The organism is Corynebacterium sp. HMSC074C03 (assembly GCF_001838285.1).
Classification (GTDB): domain Bacteria; phylum Actinomycetota; class Actinomycetes; order Mycobacteriales; family Mycobacteriaceae; genus Corynebacterium; species Corynebacterium amycolatum.
On record NZ_KV836237.1, the window covers coordinates 1 to 15,954 of the forward strand.

At 59.8% G+C, this 15,954-nt stretch carries 16 protein-coding genes; 11 read left to right on the forward strand and 5 right to left on the reverse strand.

Translation table 11 applies throughout. The features are described 5' to 3' along the window. Positions 1–68: 68 nt before the first annotated feature. The 3 genes from purU to HMPREF2847_RS07490 all read right to left on the reverse strand — a co-directional run bounded on the left by purU (position 69) and on the right by HMPREF2847_RS07490 (position 2,386). Positions 69–974: a formyltetrahydrofolate deformylase gene (gene purU, locus HMPREF2847_RS07480; protein ID WP_070852006.1), complete on the reverse strand. Its 906-nt coding sequence runs from the start codon at positions 972–974 to the stop codon at positions 69–71. 17 nt (positions 975–991) lie between these two features. Next, on the reverse strand, positions 992–1,762 hold the full coding sequence (locus tag HMPREF2847_RS07485) for an LmeA family phospholipid-binding protein (protein ID WP_070566569.1): 771 nt from the start codon (positions 1,760–1,762) through the stop codon (positions 992–994). Positions 1,763–1,888: 126 nt separating this feature from the next. After that, positions 1,889–2,386: a DUF2505 domain-containing protein gene (locus tag HMPREF2847_RS07490; RefSeq protein ID WP_038627523.1), complete on the reverse strand. Its 498-nt coding sequence runs from the start codon at positions 2,384–2,386 to the stop codon at positions 1,889–1,891. A gap of 85 nt (positions 2,387–2,471) precedes the next feature. On the opposite strand from HMPREF2847_RS07490, the gene HMPREF2847_RS07495 reads away from it, so the two are divergent. Further along, a complete protein-coding gene (locus tag HMPREF2847_RS07495) occupies positions 2,472–3,647 on the forward strand; it encodes a UDP-N-acetylmuramate dehydrogenase (RefSeq protein WP_070852016.1) in 1,176 nt (391 codons plus the stop codon). A gap of 306 nt (positions 3,648–3,953) precedes the next feature. Here the strand turns inward: HMPREF2847_RS07495 and HMPREF2847_RS07500 are convergent, their stop codons facing one another. After that, positions 3,954–5,789 carry a long-chain-fatty-acid--CoA ligase gene (locus HMPREF2847_RS07500; protein ID WP_070852007.1) on the reverse strand — a complete coding sequence of 612 codons (1,836 nt, stop codon included), beginning with the start codon at positions 5,787–5,789 and terminating at the stop codon, positions 3,954–3,956. A 270-nt stretch (positions 5,790–6,059) separates the two neighbouring features. On the opposite strand from HMPREF2847_RS07500, the gene mshA reads away from it, so the two are divergent. The 5 genes from mshA (at position 6,060) to HMPREF2847_RS07525 (ending at position 10,822) form a co-directional block, all read left to right on the forward strand. Continuing rightward, positions 6,060–7,322 (forward strand): D-inositol-3-phosphate glycosyltransferase, encoded by a 1,263-nt coding sequence (mshA, locus tag HMPREF2847_RS07505; protein ID WP_187271233.1) that lies wholly within the window; start codon positions 6,060–6,062, stop codon positions 7,320–7,322. A 59-nt stretch (positions 7,323–7,381) separates the two neighbouring features. After that, on the forward strand, positions 7,382–7,867 hold the full coding sequence (locus HMPREF2847_RS07510; RefSeq protein WP_070852009.1) for a type III secretion system chaperone family protein: 486 nt from the start codon (positions 7,382–7,384) through the stop codon (positions 7,865–7,867). A 70-nt stretch (positions 7,868–7,937) separates the two neighbouring features. Continuing rightward, positions 7,938–8,684 carry a phosphoglyceromutase gene (locus tag HMPREF2847_RS07515; RefSeq protein WP_070852010.1) on the forward strand — a complete coding sequence of 249 codons (747 nt, stop codon included), beginning with the start codon at positions 7,938–7,940 and terminating at the stop codon, positions 8,682–8,684. A 131-nt stretch (positions 8,685–8,815) separates the two neighbouring features. Continuing rightward, entirely contained in the window at positions 8,816–10,123 is a 1,308-nt protein-coding gene (locus HMPREF2847_RS07520) for a sensor histidine kinase (RefSeq protein ID WP_070852011.1), read from the forward strand. 3 nt (positions 10,124–10,126) lie between these two features. Continuing rightward, a complete protein-coding gene (locus tag HMPREF2847_RS07525; protein ID WP_070852012.1) occupies positions 10,127–10,822 on the forward strand; it encodes a response regulator transcription factor in 696 nt (231 codons plus the stop codon). A gap of 53 nt (positions 10,823–10,875) precedes the next feature. Here the strand turns inward: HMPREF2847_RS07525 and HMPREF2847_RS07530 are convergent, their stop codons facing one another. After that, positions 10,876–11,808, reverse strand: a complete 933-nt coding sequence (locus HMPREF2847_RS07530) for a DUF3109 family protein (RefSeq protein WP_070852013.1) — start codon at positions 11,806–11,808, stop codon at positions 10,876–10,878. Positions 11,809–11,842: 34 nt separating this feature from the next. Here HMPREF2847_RS07530 and HMPREF2847_RS07535 point away from each other — a divergent pair, with 34 nt between their 5' ends. The 5 genes from HMPREF2847_RS07535 to HMPREF2847_RS11295 all read left to right on the forward strand — a co-directional run bounded on the left by HMPREF2847_RS07535 (position 11,843) and on the right by HMPREF2847_RS11295 (position 15,817). Further along, complete coding sequence (locus tag HMPREF2847_RS07535; protein ID WP_076773236.1) at positions 11,843–12,781, forward strand: Ppx/GppA family phosphatase; 939 nt, start codon at positions 11,843–11,845, stop codon at positions 12,779–12,781. Between the two features lies 1 nt (position 12,782). After that, positions 12,783–14,105 carry a hypothetical protein gene (locus HMPREF2847_RS07540; protein ID WP_070852015.1) on the forward strand — a complete coding sequence of 441 codons (1,323 nt, stop codon included), beginning with the start codon at positions 12,783–12,785 and terminating at the stop codon, positions 14,103–14,105. 102 nt (positions 14,106–14,207) lie between these two features. After that, a complete protein-coding gene (gene proC / locus HMPREF2847_RS07545; protein WP_049189520.1) occupies positions 14,208–15,017 on the forward strand; it encodes a pyrroline-5-carboxylate reductase in 810 nt (269 codons plus the stop codon). A 263-nt stretch (positions 15,018–15,280) separates the two neighbouring features. After that, entirely contained in the window at positions 15,281–15,472 is a 192-nt protein-coding gene (locus tag HMPREF2847_RS07550) for a helix-turn-helix domain-containing protein (protein ID WP_005509751.1), read from the forward strand. Positions 15,473–15,715: 243 nt separating this feature from the next. Next, entirely contained in the window at positions 15,716–15,817 is a 102-nt protein-coding gene (locus HMPREF2847_RS11295; RefSeq protein WP_003855542.1) for a 30S ribosomal protein bS22, read from the forward strand. Positions 15,818–15,954: the final 137 nt, after the last annotated feature.

Genomic DNA, 15,954 nt, shown 5'->3' on the forward strand with positions numbered 1-15,954 from the left:
CCATTATCGGGGACACTCACAAGGTAACGGGCTGGTTCCCCGAAAACCTACTGGAACACCACGGTAACCTACTGGAACACCACGGTGCGGTTGCCGTAAACCTGCACACGATCCTCCAGGTGCCAGCGCAAACCGCGGGCGAGGACCTGCTTCTCCGCATCGCGACCTTCACGCTGCATGTCCGCAGCGGTGTACTTGTGGGAGACACGCATGACGTCCTGCTCAATAATCGGACCATCGTCGAGGTCCTCAGTGGCGTAGTGGCAGGTGGCACCGATGAGCTTCACACCACGTCGATAAGCCTGCAGATACGGGCGCGCGCCCATGAACGACGGCAGGAAGCTGTGGTGGATATTGATCGCGCGGCCTTCCCACTTCTCGCACAGATTCGGCGGCAGAATCTGCATGAAACGTGCGAGCACGATGGCATCCGGGTTTTCGGCGTCGACAATCTCGGCGACCTCATCGAATGCCTTACGCTTGCCGACGGCATCCTTGGGGAAGGGCACGTGGTGGAAAGGAATGTCATACGCTGCGACCAGTGGCTCCAGATCGCGGTGGTTGCCAACTACTGCAGCGATTTCCATCGGGTAGTCCGACTGTGCGACGCGGCCGAGCAGATCCTGCAGGCAGTGGCCTTCCTTGGTCACCAGGATGACAGCGCGCTTCGGGACAGCGTTGTCGGTGACCTTCCAGCGGACCTCAGGGCCCCAATCACCGATGAGCTCAGCGAACTTCTCGCGCAGCTCTTCTACAGTCAGGTCGAGCGCGTCGGCGCGGACCGCCTGGCGAGTGAAAAACCATCCGGTCTCCGGGTCGGAGAAAAAGTCCGCCTCGGTAATCCACGCACCAATGTCGGACAGGAAGGTCGACAGGGTGGAAACGATACCGGTACGGTCTGGACAGCCGAGCGAGAAGATGTACTGGCGCTCGGTGGGAGTACCGCTTTTTGCGGTGATGAGAGAGCGAGTCATTCTCGGTATCTTACCTGCTAGCTAAAGGTAAGTTCGTTCACGGTCGACAAAGGCAGATTTGCGCCCGTCAGCGTCAACGCCAGGCCCTCCCCGGTGACGTGCGCTTCCTCCACCTGCATGCCGTGGCCGATGTCGTAACTCAACAGCGTACCGCTCGCTTCTCCCAGCCAGCCGGCCAGGCCATCGAGGTTTAAGCCGAGGATTGAGCCGCCCTCCAGGTTGATTTCGATATGACCGCCGTTGGCAATCGGGCGGAACTTGGAGGTCGCAAATCCGGAGGCGAATTCAATGTTGAACAGGCCTTCGTCTGGCAGCGGCGTAATCGTGGAAGCGCGTACACCGCTTTCCCGGTTAATCAGCGCCTGCAGTAGCTGAGGTGGGATCGTGACATCTACTCGCAGCGACTCTGCCGTCGGATCCGCGCGATTGCTCAGATCCACGTTTTCCAGGTGCACTTCCGCTGCCGGGTCACCGTTGATCTCCGGTGCGCCACCCAGCGCCTCCGGGTTCTTGACCTCCAGTGTGTTCGGAGTGGACAGATCCATCGAGGGCACGGACTTCGTGGCCAAGGCGAGCAGCATCGGGCGGGTGCCGAAAGAAACCTTGGGGTCCTCAGTGACCGTCGCACCACGCTCCTCGGCGGAGGTGCGGTAACCGTCGGAAATCTCCTTGCTCACGAACATCCGGACGCCGATTTCGCCGGCAATCGCAATAAGCGCCACCACGATGATGACACCGAGGACGGTGGGCAGGACTTTGACGCTCGAAGAGCGTTTAGCAGAACTCATGGTTCCCAGTCTTGCTTAACGACGGCTCCGTCGCTACCACCTATCTTCGCCCGGTATCCGCCGGGGAGCCCGGCAAGCCAGGTATCCGCCCCCTCGGTGCCACCCGGAGTGCCCCCGGTGCGCAACCTACTTAGCGACGTAGTCCGCCAGTACCGCGGTCTCAGCGTTGAGGACGCGCTCCAGGTACGGAGCGGCCTTCTCCTCGAGCTTGCCACCGAGCAGCGGCACGTTGATGGCGAACTCGGAGTTGGTGGTCAGCACTGCGCCTTCGCCCTGGGCGGTGAGCTTCTGGGACGCACTGAAGGACGCCGGTACGCCCGAAGCTTCTGTGGTCACGGTGGAGGTCGCGCCGTCGTCGTTAAGCGGGCTGATGACGAACGTGCGCGTCATGCCGACCCCGGACTTAACGAACTTCTGCGCCTGCGCCGGAATCTTGTCGGCAGCGACGGTCTGGCGAATCACGACGGTGGTGCCAGCGTCGGTGGTCTCGAACTTTTCCACCTTGCCGTCAGCTGCCGAGAAACGGTTCGCGACCTTCTCCCAGAAACCGGCGTCGGTGAGGGCCTCGTAAACCTTCTCAATCGGCTGGTCGAAGTTGACGGTGTGCGTGTTAGTCGTAGTCATGCGCTTGATGATACGTAATTTGCACTACGCTAGGGGCGTGGAAAATCTCGACCAATCGCCGAACCCAATTCACCTGACCTCCGACATGGAAGAAGCCATCGATGGGCTTGCGGGGCTAGAGGGGGTGGAGCTCAGCACGCATACCGCTTTCTCGGATCTGACGACGCTCCGCCTCGGCGGGGTGCCGCGTGCCGTCGTCCGGTGCAGCACGACGGACGCTGTGGTCGATGTTGTACGCACGCTTGACGACGCTAACGTGCCCCTCCTCATCGTGGGAGGCGGATCCAACCTGGTGGTAGCCGATGAACTCGAGCCGCTGGTGGCTGTGGTGATCGAGGCTGACAACGTGACCATGAGCACTCGCGGACACGGGTTGGAGTCCGTGTCGGCAATCGTGGAGGCCGAGGCCGGTGCAGTCTGGGACGAGGTCGTGGAGATGAGTGTCGACGCCGGTTTTGGCGGCCTGGAATGCCTGTCGGGTATTCCGGGATCGGCCGGAGCCACGCCGGTGCAAAACGTTGGTGCCTACGGTGCTGAGGTATCGCAGGTTCTGGACGCGGTGCAGCTTTACGATCGCGCAACCGGCTCGGTCGAGTGGGTGGAACCGGAGTCCCTCGACCTTTCCTACCGCTACTCGAACCTGAAGTTCACCGCACGGGCAGTGGTGTTGGCCGTGCGGTTCGAGCTCAGCGTGGATGGGATGTCCGCGCCACTTCGCTATGGCGAACTGGCGCGGCGCCTGGGCGTCGACGAGGCCGAGGCTGCGGCTGGCGAGATTCGCAGGCCGGCTGAGCTGGTGCGTGAAAAGGTGCTTGAGCTGCGCCGGGGCAAGGGCATGGTTCTCGAAGATGCTGACCGCGATACCTGGTCGGCGGGTTCTTTCTTTACCAACCCGATCATTCCGGAGAACTCGGTGGAGACCGTGCGTGCAAAGGTTGCCTCGCTGCGTGGGGCTGATGAGGCCGCGAATATGCCCGCATTCCCCGCTGGCCCCGGCCACGAGGGGTGCGTGAAGCTCTCGGCGGCGTGGCTTATCGAGCGCGCCGGGTTCCCCAAGGGCTACCCCGGTGACGGTGCGCCCGCACGACTGTCGACTAAGCACACCCTGGCACTGACCAACCGCGGGATGTCCGGCGATGGTGCGCCGACGACCGCTGCCGACTTGGTGGCTTTGGCACGCGATGTGCGCGCTGGTGTGGAAAAGGCCTTCGGTGTGAATCTGGTGCCCGAGCCGGTGTGGGTCGGCGTGAGCATCGATTAGGCCCGCGGCGGGTGGCTGATGGCCAGGGGGAGCCGGGCTGGAGAGGCTGGCGTGACTGATGGGGCCGCTGGGGCTGACAGAACCGCTGGGTAGTCCTCAGCTTGCGCTCCCGGGCCTTCTGTCAATGGGCGGGGATAGAGAAAGTGACTAGGTTTATGACACGTGAATTGCATTCACCCGCAGTTTTTTTGCCATAAACCTAGTCACTAAGTCTGGGGGCGGGGATCCCCCTTAAGGGGATCCGCCTTATGGGGATAGGAGCCAGCTCTACTCAGGCCCCTATCCCAACTACAAAACCACCGTGAACTAATGGGGCTTGCGGTGGGAAAGCGAATCGACGCTCTGGCCCTTCTGCTCCAGTTGCTTGAGTAGTACGTCGCGGACGTCCCGGCGGCGGACCTTGCCCATCTGGTCACGCGGCAGTTCCTCCAGGTGGAAGAATGCGCGCGGCACCTTGTACCGGGTCAGGTTGTCGTAGCAGTGGTCGCGGTAGGCATCGGAATCCAGTCGGGCGTAGTCAGCAAGAGTGATGGCCGCTACGACCATCTCGGAGCCGTCGCTCTTTGGCAGGCCGACAACCGTGGCATCGGTGATGTCCGGATGAGAGAGTAGTACTTCCTCGACCTCGGCCGGGTAGACATTGAAGCCACCGGTGATGATGACCTCCTTGATGCGGGCAACCAGCTTGATGAAGCCGTCCGACTCCATGACTCCGACATCGCCGGTGCGGTACCAACAATCGCCAGCGGGAAGCTCAGCCGGCCCATCGGTAAAGGACTTCTCCGTTGCCTCCGGGAGGTTGAGATAACCGGCGAAAACCTGTGGGCCTCGGACGATGACCTCGCCCTCCTCGCCGTCAGCGCGGAGCTTGGTGGGGTCATCGGGGTCAACGATGGCGACCTCGGTGTCAGGGAACGGCAGGCCAACGTAGCCCGGGCGGCGGTTACCGTCCATCGGGTTGCCGACGATAATCGGAGAGGTTTCGGTGAGGCCGTAGCCTTCGACAAGGCGACCACCAGTGAGCTTCTCCCACTTCTGCACGAGGGAAACCGGCAGGGTAGCGGCGCCACAGAAGGCGAACTTCACTCCGGAGAGGTCGACATTATCCCGCTCGGCGGCTTCGACAATTTTCTCGTAGAGGGTCGGCACACCAGGAACCCATGTCGGGCGATTGTTCTTCATCACCTTCATAATCAGCGGAATTTCCGGTGACGGCACCAGCACCAGTTCAGCGCCAATCAGCATGGACAAGTTAGTGACAATGGTCAGGCCGTAGGCGTGGAACATCGGCAGGATGCCAAGGGAGATTTCCCGCTCCTTACCAAGGCCCGGTACCCAGGCCTTACCCTGCAGAATGTTGGCGACCAGCCCGCGGTGGCTCAGCTGCGCGCCCTTCGGCGAGCCCGTGGTGCCAGAGGTGTACATCATCACTGCAGTGTCATCGGCAGTGATGGACTCATCGGCCTGGAGGTCGTGGCCGTCTCCGCCGACGGCGTCGTGAAGCAAAGCATCAAAACCCATGACCTGCGGTGCGGAGGAGTGCAGCTTAGCGCGGGCGGCGCGGAGTTTCGGCAGCGGGATCGACAGGGCGGTGCGCATGACAAACGGCAGATCCTGCAGCATGTTGACCGCAATGATGGTCTCGAGCGGGGTGTTGCTGCGAAGGTCTTCAAGTACGGGGACGATCTTGTCCCAGCAGATGGCAAAGCGGGCACCGTGGTCGTTGAACGGATGGCGCAGCTCGTGGGCGGTGTAGAGGGGGTTGTGCTCTACGGCAACAGCGCCGAGATGCAGAACTGCCCAGTAGGCGATGACGTGCTGCGGGCAGTTCGGCATGAGCAGTGCCACGCGATCGCCTTTGCGTACACCGAGTGCGCGCAGGCCGGCGGCAACGCTGCGAACCTTGGCATCCAGTTCGGCATAGGAGGTAGAGCGACCGAAGAAGGTCAGTGCCTTGCGGCGCGGGTGGTTGCTCAGAGTGTGGCGGTAGACATCTAGGAGGGTGTCGAAGTTGTAGTCAATGTGAGGCGGGGTCCACTCCGGATACAGGTTCAGCCAGGCCTTGGAAATAGCAGCGTTGGGTGTCGAACCGTTAGCTGGGGCAGAGTTTTTTTCAGCGCGCGAGCTGGATGTATCGGCCATGGGGTCCTCCTAGTTTTTGTGTGTGACCTGACCACGTCGTGAGGTGATAATAACTTACGACGTAGTAGGTATCGACCCCTATTGTGCCGTACGTCGCACTGCAATGTCGGGATTTCTATACACGTATTTGAGGTACTCATTTGCGGGGTTGCCCTTGGAATAGGCACTCTGGGCAGTATGACCGAAACATTTCCGTCGGCAACGGCGGGCGCAGACGCCGCCACCCCAAACACCACCTCTAATACCCCGGCGTGGCCGAACCGCATCGCGATGATCTCCATGCATACCTCTCCGCTGGAGCAACCGGGCATCGGTGACGCTGGCGGCATGAATGTCTACGTGCTGCGCACCTGCGAGGAGTTGGCGCGACGCGGTGTGAAGGTGGATGTTTTCACTCGCGCCACGCGTTCCAGCGATGGACCGGTGATTCAGGTCAGTGAGAATTTCCGTGTCATCAACATAGTGGCTGGCCCATATGAGGGGCTGGAGAAGTCAGACCTGGCTACGCAGATGCCGGCTTTTGCTGGCGGGGTTATTGAGTTCGCCCGCAAACAGGGGATTGAATACGACCTGATTCATTCGCACTACTGGCTCTCTGGCCAGGTGGGGTGGTTGCTGTCGGATTTGCTTGATATTCCGTTTGTGCACACGGCGCACACGCTGGCGGCGGTGAAGAACCTCCATCTGGCGGAGGGGGATACGCCAGAGCCTGAGTCCCGTCGTATCTGCGAGCAGCAGATTGTGGACAATGCGTGCCGGCTCATCGTCAATACAGATGCCGAAGCTAAGCAGCTCGCGGATCTCCACGATGCCGACCCGTGGCGCATCAATGTCGTGCCGCCCGGGGTGGACGTGGAGCTCTTTTCGCCGGGCAGCGATCGTGCCACCGAGCGGTCCCGTCGTGAGCTGGGCATCCCGTTGCACACTAAGGTCATTTTGTTCGTTGGTAGGCTGCAGCGGCTGAAGGGGCCGCAGGTATTGCTGCGCGGTGTTGGCGAGCTCATGCGTCGCCATCCCGCCACTAATGTCCGAGTGATTATCTGCGGTGGCCTGTCCGGTTCTGGGGTGCACGCGCCCGACGAGTTCACCAATCTCGCCGCGGAAGAGGGGATTGATCACCTAGTCCGTTTCATGCCCCCGCGCCCGCCGCAGGACCTGGCGAAGCTCTACCAGGCCGCAGACATCGTCGCCGTGCCCAGTTACAACGAAACTTTCGGGTTGGTGGCGATGGAGGCTCAGGCCACCGGCACTCCCGTTGTCGCGGCGAATGTCGGCGGGCTCTCCATCGCTGTCGACGATGGGGTCAGCGGTTTGCTTGTCGACGGTCACGAGCCCGCAGCCTGGGCCGATGCCCTCGGTCGCCTGGTGGAGGACGACGAGCTGCGCATTAAGTTGGCCACCCAGGCGCGCGAGCACTCCGTGGAGTTTTCCTGGCAAAAGACCGTGGATCGGTTGGCCGATGTCTATCATCGAACCGAACTCCAAAAGGAAAATTGTCCCGGCTCTATCCGGGATGCGGGTGGCTCTCGGTAGGTTTCGTTAGCTTCAGGATCGCCAGGGCCGTAGCCACATAAACAGGGAGATGATTCACGATGAGCACGGACATCCAAGGACTGCTGAAATCCCTCGGTGAGCAGCTAGAACGTCTCGGTGTTGAGCATGGCATTGCCGACAATGCCGCCGTGGTGGTTCTGCCTGGTAAGAAGAAGCTGAAGACCGTCGTTGGCCTCATCCCGGCGCCTGACTCCCTGCGTGTCGAAGCCTTCGTTTGTCGCGCTGTCGAAGAAAACCACGAGGCCGTCTACAAGTGGTTGCTGCAGCGCAATCGTCGGCTGTTCGGCATCGGTTACACCATTGACGCCGCCGGCGACATCTACCTGGTTGGTCAACTGCCGGCTCAGATTTCCGACGATGATCTCGACCGCCTCCTTGGTCAGCTGCTGGAGACGGCCGATGGGGACTTCAACCAGATCCTCGAACGCGGCTTTGCATCGGCAATTAAGCGCGAGTGGGAGTGGCGGGTTGACCGCGGGGAAAACCTGGCCAATCTGGAGCAGTTCCGCCACATGGTTGAGTAGCCGGGGGTAGTAACCCACATAGCGGGGCAACGAACGGCGGGCTCTCCAGTTTTGGGGCACAATTGGGGGTATGAGCAATGGAAAACTGATTCTTGTCCGTCATGGCCAGAGTGAGTGGAACGCATCCAACCAGTTCACGGGCTGGGTCGACGTTGCACTGACCGACAAGGGCCGCGCTGAGGCAGTACGTGCCGGTGAGATGCTCGTAGAGGCAGGCCTGAAACCGCAGGTGCTCTACACATCGCTGCTGCGTCGCGCAATTAACACCGCACACATTGCCCTGGATACCGCTGACCTGGTGTGGATTCCGGTTATCCGTGACTGGCGTCTGAACGAGCGCCACTACGGTGCTCTGCAGGGTCTGAACAAGGCAGAGACCAAGGAGAAGTACGGCGAGGACCAGTTCATGTCCTGGCGTCGCTCTTACGACACTCCGCCGCCGGAGCTGTCGGATGACAGCGAGTTCTCGCAGGCTAATGACCCGCGTTACGCCAACCTGGATGAGGTTCCGCGCACGGAGTGCCTCCTGGACGTCGTCAAGCGTTTCATTCCTTACTTTGAAGAGGAAATCCTGCCGCGTCTGAAGGCCGGTGAGACTGTCATGGTGGCAGCTCACGGTAACTCGCTGCGTGCACTGGTCAAGCACCTGGACAACATCTCGGACGAGGACATTGCCGCTCTGAACATCCCGACCGGTATCCCGCTGGTTTACGATTTTGATGCTGAGGGCAAGGTTTTGAACCCGGGTGGCACCTACCTGGATCCGGAAGCTGCAGCTGCAGGTGCTGCTGCTGTTGCCGCTCAGGGCAACAAGTAAATATGTAGGTGATTGATAGGCCGATAAGGGGCGCAGCCAAGTGAGGCTGTGCTCCTTGGTCTATTTAGGGCTAGCGAGCGCAATAGTTTTTCAGCGCGCGCGGATCGTGAAAAGAGCTTAGGGTAAGACCCGTGTCAAAAATCATTATCGCTGCTCTACTAGGTGCTGCGGTTATGGCAGCTGTGCTGATTCTTGGTGGAGTTGTCTCGGGTGCCTATAACGCCGCTCGGCGCCAGAGGAGCGACGAGGAAAGTTCAATAACCACCATGGCGCAGGTCATGCACCTGGCCATTCAGAAGTCTCCGACGGGGGTGGTGGTCGTTGACATCTCCCGTGATTTGATTTTGTCCAACTCCATGGCCCACAAGTTGGGGCTGGTTTATGAGCGCCGCCTGAATGATGTGGGCTGGGAAGCTGCAGAAAAGGTTTTTGACTCGCAGGAGGACCAGGAGCTGACACTGGTGTTGCCGTCGCGCCGGGCAGGGGCGCCGGACACGATCGTCCGTTGCCAGCTGACTCCGCTGTCACTGGTGGATGACCGTTTTGTGGTGATTTACGCGGCGGATGTCTCCGAACAGGCCCGCATGGAAGCCGCACGACGTGACTTTGTGGCCAACGTTTCCCATGAGCTTAAGACTCCCGTCGGGGCTATCAGTCTGTTGGTTGAGGCGTTGAATGAAGCTACCGACGACCCGGTGGCAGTGCGTCACTTTAGTGAGAGCCTGACGCAGGAGTCCAAGCGGATGTCGACGATGATTACGGAGCTCATCTCGCTGTCGAAGCTGCAGGGGGCGGAGCCGCTGCCGGACATGTCGCCCGTGAAGGTTGAAGAGATCGTCCAGGCAGCGGTGCGTCGTAACCAGATGCTCGCGGAGCAAGCGGGTATTGAAATCACCGTTGACTGTGAGTCGGAGTTGGTCGTTGAAGGTGAGCGCAGCCTGTTGATCACTGCGGTGTCCAACCTGATTTCAAACGCCATCAACTACTCGCCAGAGGCCACGCCTGTGTCCGTGACTGCAGTCAAGGAGGATAACGACACCGTCGCTATCCGGGTAACTGACCGTGGTATTGGCATTTCTCAGGCGAACCAGAAGCGCATCTTCGAGCGCTTCTTCCGTGCGGATAAGGCACGCTCGCGGGCGACAGGTGGTACAGGCCTGGGCTTGGCAATTGTTAAGCACGTCGCAGCGAACCACAAGGGAACCGTCAAGCTGTGGAGTCGACTGGGCACTGGATCGACCTTCACCATTGAGCTACCGCTGATGGATAAGACCGGTTCCGCGTCGAATGACGGCGATGTATCTGCACGTTTGCCGATCGGGCACACTCCGCCTGCGGGTAAACTTGTGGCTAAGAAAAACGCGCAGCGTGGTACGGGCAAATCCCGCGGCAAGGATAAGGATTCCCAGAACAAGGATTCCAAGGAAGGAATGAAGTAATCCGTGACTGAGGTACTTATTGTCGAAGACGAGACGGCTTTGGCGGAGCCGCTAGCGTTTCTGCTGCAGCGCGAGGGATTCGAGGTGCGGATGACCGCTGACGGCCAGGAAGCACTTGCAGAATTCTCCAAAGCAGAACCGGACATTGTGCTGTTGGATCTCATGCTGCCAGGTATGAGTGGCACCGAGGTCTGCAAAAACATCCGCTTAAAGTCCGCTGTCCCAGTGATTATGGTCACCGCCCGTGACACTGAGATTGACAAGGTCGTCGGCCTCGAAATTGGTGCGGATGACTATGTGACCAAGCCTTATTCCTCTCGGGAGCTTATTGCCCGTATCCGGGCTGTGCTGCGCCGCGGTCGTCACGACGACTCCGACGATGTCGAGGATCTCTACGAGGAGGTCTTGCGCGGCGGCCCGGTCGTGCTGGATGTCGAGCGCCATGTAGTCACCGTTGACGGCGATGATGTCGCAATGCCGCTCAAGGAGTTCGACCTGCTGGAGTACTTGCTGCGCAACCGTGGTCGTGTGCTAACCCGTGGCCAGCTCATCGACCGCGTCTGGGGCTCCGACTACGTCGGCGACACCAAGACGCTGGACGTACACATCAAGCGCCTGCGCTCCAAGATTGAGCGCAATCCTTCCTCGCCTGAGTTCCTGGTCACCGTTCGCGGCTTGGGTTACAAGTTCGAGGACTAACGCAGCTAACTGCTGCCGATGATCTCCGCTGGCGATCTGATGAATCCTCGACGTTAAACCTCGTCTGGGGACAGCCCCTCGGCCGCTGCGCGTGTGGCCGGGTGAATCGCCAGCAGTGGGTAGCCGCTCGGCCCGAAAGCCTTGGCCGCGCCCGCTGCCTCTCGGGCCCGGCAGTGCTCCGCCAGAATTTCGTAGCACTCTTCGCCGATGAGCTCGATTAGCTCAGACTTGTGCGTGCGCCACATCGGTTCGCCACCGGCATGTGTGGCCGGCGCGCCCGTGCAGAACCATTCAAAGTCCTCGCCGCCATCGCCCCAGCCGCGACGGTCGTACTCAGTAATAGTCGTGCGCAGAATCTCCTGGCCGTCTGGGCGTTCCTCCCAATCCTCCAGTCGACGTAGCGGCACCTGCCAGCACACATCTGGCTTGACCTTCACTGGGTCGATGTCGTTGGCCATAGCCCACTGGTGGATGGCACAGCCCGCACCATTTCGCCACCCCTTACGGTTGGCAAAAATGCAGGCATTATTCACGACCTTCGTTTTCAGAGCAGGCTCAGGCTCTCCGTTTTCGTCGTCAAGCTCGTCCCACACTAACCACGGTTCCAACGGCTCGGAGGGATCGGTTTCGTAGGTTTCGAGCCACTTCAGCGTTTGTTTGGGGCGGTTCTGCCACCACTGGGGCTCTGCGGAGTCGCCTTCCATCCGCTTTACGACGTCAATAACCCTCTCGCGGTCTTCGTCGTCGGTGATAAAGGCGCCATGGCCGCAGCATCCGACATCCGCGTTCGCGGAGTCGATGCCCAGGCAAGCGGAGGTGCCGAAGGCGCATTGATAGGAGCTCATCAACCAGGTTAGGTCGCAGGTGATGATGTGTTCTGGGTCCTCTGGGTCGGCGAACTCGAACCACTCTCGGGGAAAATCATAGGCGACTTCAGCGGGAGATGGTTGTGGTCCGCGACCGGGGCGGGGGTGGGGTTGATTCACACCAATACACCGTAGACCGTCTAACCTACTAAGAGTGAGATTAGGTGTATTAGATGTAGGTAGTAATACCGTCCACTTGGTGATGGTGGACGCCCGCCGGGGCGGACATCCGACTCCGATGAGCGATTCCAAGTCGACGATGAAGCTGGTCGAGTACCTGGATAAGGACAACAACCTGTCCAAGAAGGGCATTGACAAGCTGACGGGCTACGTCGCTGAATCCAAGGAATTGGTTGAGCAGATGAAGTGCGAAGAGATGATTAGTTTCGCCACTTCGGCTGTTCGCGATGCCGCCAACGCGGACGAAGTACTCGCCCACGTCGAGAAGGAAACTGGCATTAAGCTGCAGATTCTCTCCGGTGAGGAGGAGGCTCGTCTGACCTTTTTGGCAGTACGGCGCTGGTACGGCTGGTCTGCTGGTCGTCTAATCAACCTGGATATCGGTGGCGGCTCTCTCGAGTTGACGTCGGGTAACGATGAGGATCCGGAGGCCGCGTACTCACTGCTGCTCGGTGCGGGCCGTTTGACCCACGAGTGGTTCGAGACCGACCCGCCGGAGCGTAAGAAGATTGACCTGCTGCGCGACTACATTGATGCTGAGCTCGCTGAGCCAGCTCGTCATCTGCGTACGCTTGGTGAGCCGGATTTGGCTGTCGCCACCTCGAAGACTTTCCGCACTCTCGCCCGCCTGACTGGTGCGGCGCCTTCCGCCGCTGGTCCGAGGGTTAAGCGCACTCTGACTGCGGCTGGTTTGCGTCAGTTGATTGCGTTTATTTCACGCATGACGGCGGCTGACCGTGCTGAACTTGAGGGTGTTAGTGCAAATCGTTCTCACCAAATTGTCGCAGGTGCTCTCGTTGCAGAGGCTAGTATGCGAGCATTGGGATTAGAGAAGGTCGAGATTTGTCCTTGGGCTCTGCGCGAGGGCATTATCTTCCGACGACTGGACAGTGACCTATACGGAAAGGGTTGAGATGAGCGAGGAAAAGCTCACCGTTGCCGAACTGCTGGCGCGGCGGCAGAAGGAGGGAGCCCCCTCTGAACCACCGCGGCGCCGCCGTCGACGCAGCCTTGAAGAAGGCGGTGTGTCCGTTCAGGAACTCACTGGCTCAATCCCTCGCGTTAAGGCCGGTGAACCGCGACGCGGTGCGCACGCTCTTTCCAACGCAGACGACGGTCAGACGACTACGAGCGATCTGCTTGCCGACGAAGCTGCGACCAACGGCACCGAAGAAGCACGGGCATCCGAACCGGAGGCAGAAGCTCCGGAGCACTCGGAGGCCGTTGCTGAGTCAGTGATAGTTGCTGAAGAGGCGGATTCTTCGGAGCATGAGGTTCAAGCTGAGGTCGAGGCTGAAGCAGCTGCTCCGGTTGCTCCGGCAACTCCGCAGCAGGAGCAAGCTGCGCCGAGCATGCCAACTACGCAGCCAGCAGCCACTGCAGTGCCATTGGCAATTCCGATGGAACCCCGTCCGGTCATGGTCAACTCCGAGCGTTCGGAGATTACCTATACCTTCACCGAACTGCGTGACATGGCAGACGAGTCGCAGCAGATTGGGGGGCCGGGGCCAGTCGCTCGTGCAGTACTCACCGGTTCCAACGCTTACGACGACCGTCCGACTGCCTCCATTCCGGTTGTCCAGGGCAATGTCGACGAAGAGGCTGAGGCATCCGCGGAATCGGATGACGTCGACGGTGAACAGCTTGCTGAGTCTGAAACAACAGAAGCTCCGGAAGAGCAAACCCATGTGCTGCCCCAGGTGGAAGAGGTAGACGCAGTCGGTGAGACTGAAGCTGCTCAGGAAACGGATACCTTCGAGGCTGCCGACGCTGATGCCGATACCGGTGCCGCTTCCGAGTCGGCAGTAGCAGCCGCTGTCGCTCCTGAAGTAGCACAGCCAGAAGACGTACAGGCCGAGACCACACCGACCCAGGTCGCAGCTGACGAGAAGCAGCCGAAGCCCCGGGACGTCGTTAAGCGTGAGGAACCCAAGAGCTCCAAGGGCAAGGTCGCCGCGCGCGATGGCTACGCCGAGGACAATTCCCTCTCGGTGCCGTTGCTGCTGATTCAGGTCTTCGTGGGTCTGATTGCTGGTGCATTGGTGTTCCTGGGCTTCACCATGGCCTGGTCGTCGCTGCCAAAGATCGTGGTTGTCATCATGGCTCTCGTGGTCGCTGGTGGCTTCGCGGGAATGGCTAACTACCTGCGCCGTGAGAAGGACAAACTGACACCAATTCTCGCGGGGCTTGTCGGTTTGGCACTGACATTTGGCCCCTGGATTCTCTTCCAGTTGTAGTGGGGCCAACAAAATAATCATCACCTGATGCAGGGGCCGGAAGCGAAGTTTTCCGGTCCCTGCATTCGCATGTGTGGGCCAGTTTTGGCACACTTAGCGTCCATGACAAGAATTGCTGTAATTGGTGGCGGAAAGATTGGTAGCGCACTCGTCGGTGGTCTCATCGACGGTGGTGTCTCGCCCTCCTCGATTTATGTGGTGGGGCGCACCAAGGAGAGCCTGGCCGGTCTGAAGGAGACCTACGGCATTGTCGATACCGATGACCCAGTAGGGGCCGTCGACGGTGCCGACGTGGTGTTCTTGTGCGTAAAGCCGTACTTGATTATCGACATGCTCGAGCAGATTGCCGACGTGCTCGATGACTCTGAAGTTGACACCATCGTGGTGTCGATGGCGGCTGGCATCACACTGGACAAGATGGAAGGTGTCTGTGCTGTCGGCACTCCGGTGATCCGCGTTATGCCGAATACCCCGATGCTGGTGGGCAAGGGAGTCTGTGCAGTCGCGCCGGGTCGCTTTGTCACGGAGAGCCAGACCGACGAGGTTGTCGGACTGCTGGAGAAGGTCGGCAGCGTTGAGGTTGTCGATGAGTCGCTGATGTCTGCAGTCACTGCCGTCTCGGGCTCTGGTCCGGCTTACTTCTTCCAGTTTGTCGAGGCGATGACCGATGCGGGTGTGAATCTGGGCCTCAAACGTGATCAGGCTAAGCGTCTGGCGTCGGCTACGGCTGCTGGTGCGGCCGAGATGATGATGCAGGAAGGTGCGGACCCGACTGCGCTGCGTGCTGATGTCACTTCGCCGGGCGGTACAACGGCAGCGGCCACCCGAGTTTTCGAGGAAGAGGGTATTCGTCGCGCGGTGCATCGCGCGCTGCAGGCTTGCTATGACAAGGCCAATGAGATGGGTAAATAAGTATTTCGCCGAGTGGTCGCGGGTGTACAAGTAACCCCAATATTTGGGGCATTGGAAATGGCCAGAGGCAGTAGCTAATCCGATACGCAGGGACGATGGGTTAGTCACAACTGTCACACCATTCGCCAATGCCCCTATTTTTTATCAAAAATCGCACCGGCACCTTGCCTACCGGTAGGATATGAAAAGCACGTGCGTGTCACGATTTTCTGCAGGAGGGGAAGCCTGCAGCGCGTCGCGTGCGCTGAAGGGAATATTTACTAATGCAGAATGCAGATAAAGGCACCTTTCTGACCGTTGCGGAAGTTGCTGACATCATGCGCGTATCCAAGATGACCGTCTACCGCCTGGTTCACGCTGGCGAGCTGCCGGCAGTGCGCGTGGGCCGTTCTTTCCGCGTCCATGAGTCCGCAGTCAAGGAATACCTGGACTCCTCTTTCTACAACGCGGGTTAATTTTTTCTGTCTTTTAAGCGGGGCTGTTTGACCTGAACGCATATGTCCCCGCTATGATTAATCCGATTAGTACATGGTGCTGTGCTGCGCCCCTGTTTCCTATCGTCTTCAAGTCATGAAGTATCTAGCTGTGAAGGCGGAAGGAAAAAGGGCGTGACATCTCGGCGGTTGTAAGGCCGCATTGAGTACGCCGCCATTGTGCAAGAAAAGAAATTTCCGTCAACGAATAGCGAGGTCGAGCCGATGGGTTCCGTCATTAAGAAGCGTCGCAAGCGCATGTCGAAGAAGAAGCACCGCAAGATGCTTCGCCGTACCCGCGTGCAGCGTCGTAAGCTCGGCAAGTAAGCCAGCATTCCTGCCGTTATCGCAGGAGCGCGCGTGCTGCGTCGCGTACACGTTTTAAAAGCAAAACCCGCCCGGTCTCGTTGAGATAGGGCGGGTTTTGTCGTTGGGGGGGGTGTCCCTATGTTTTTGTCAAGTGC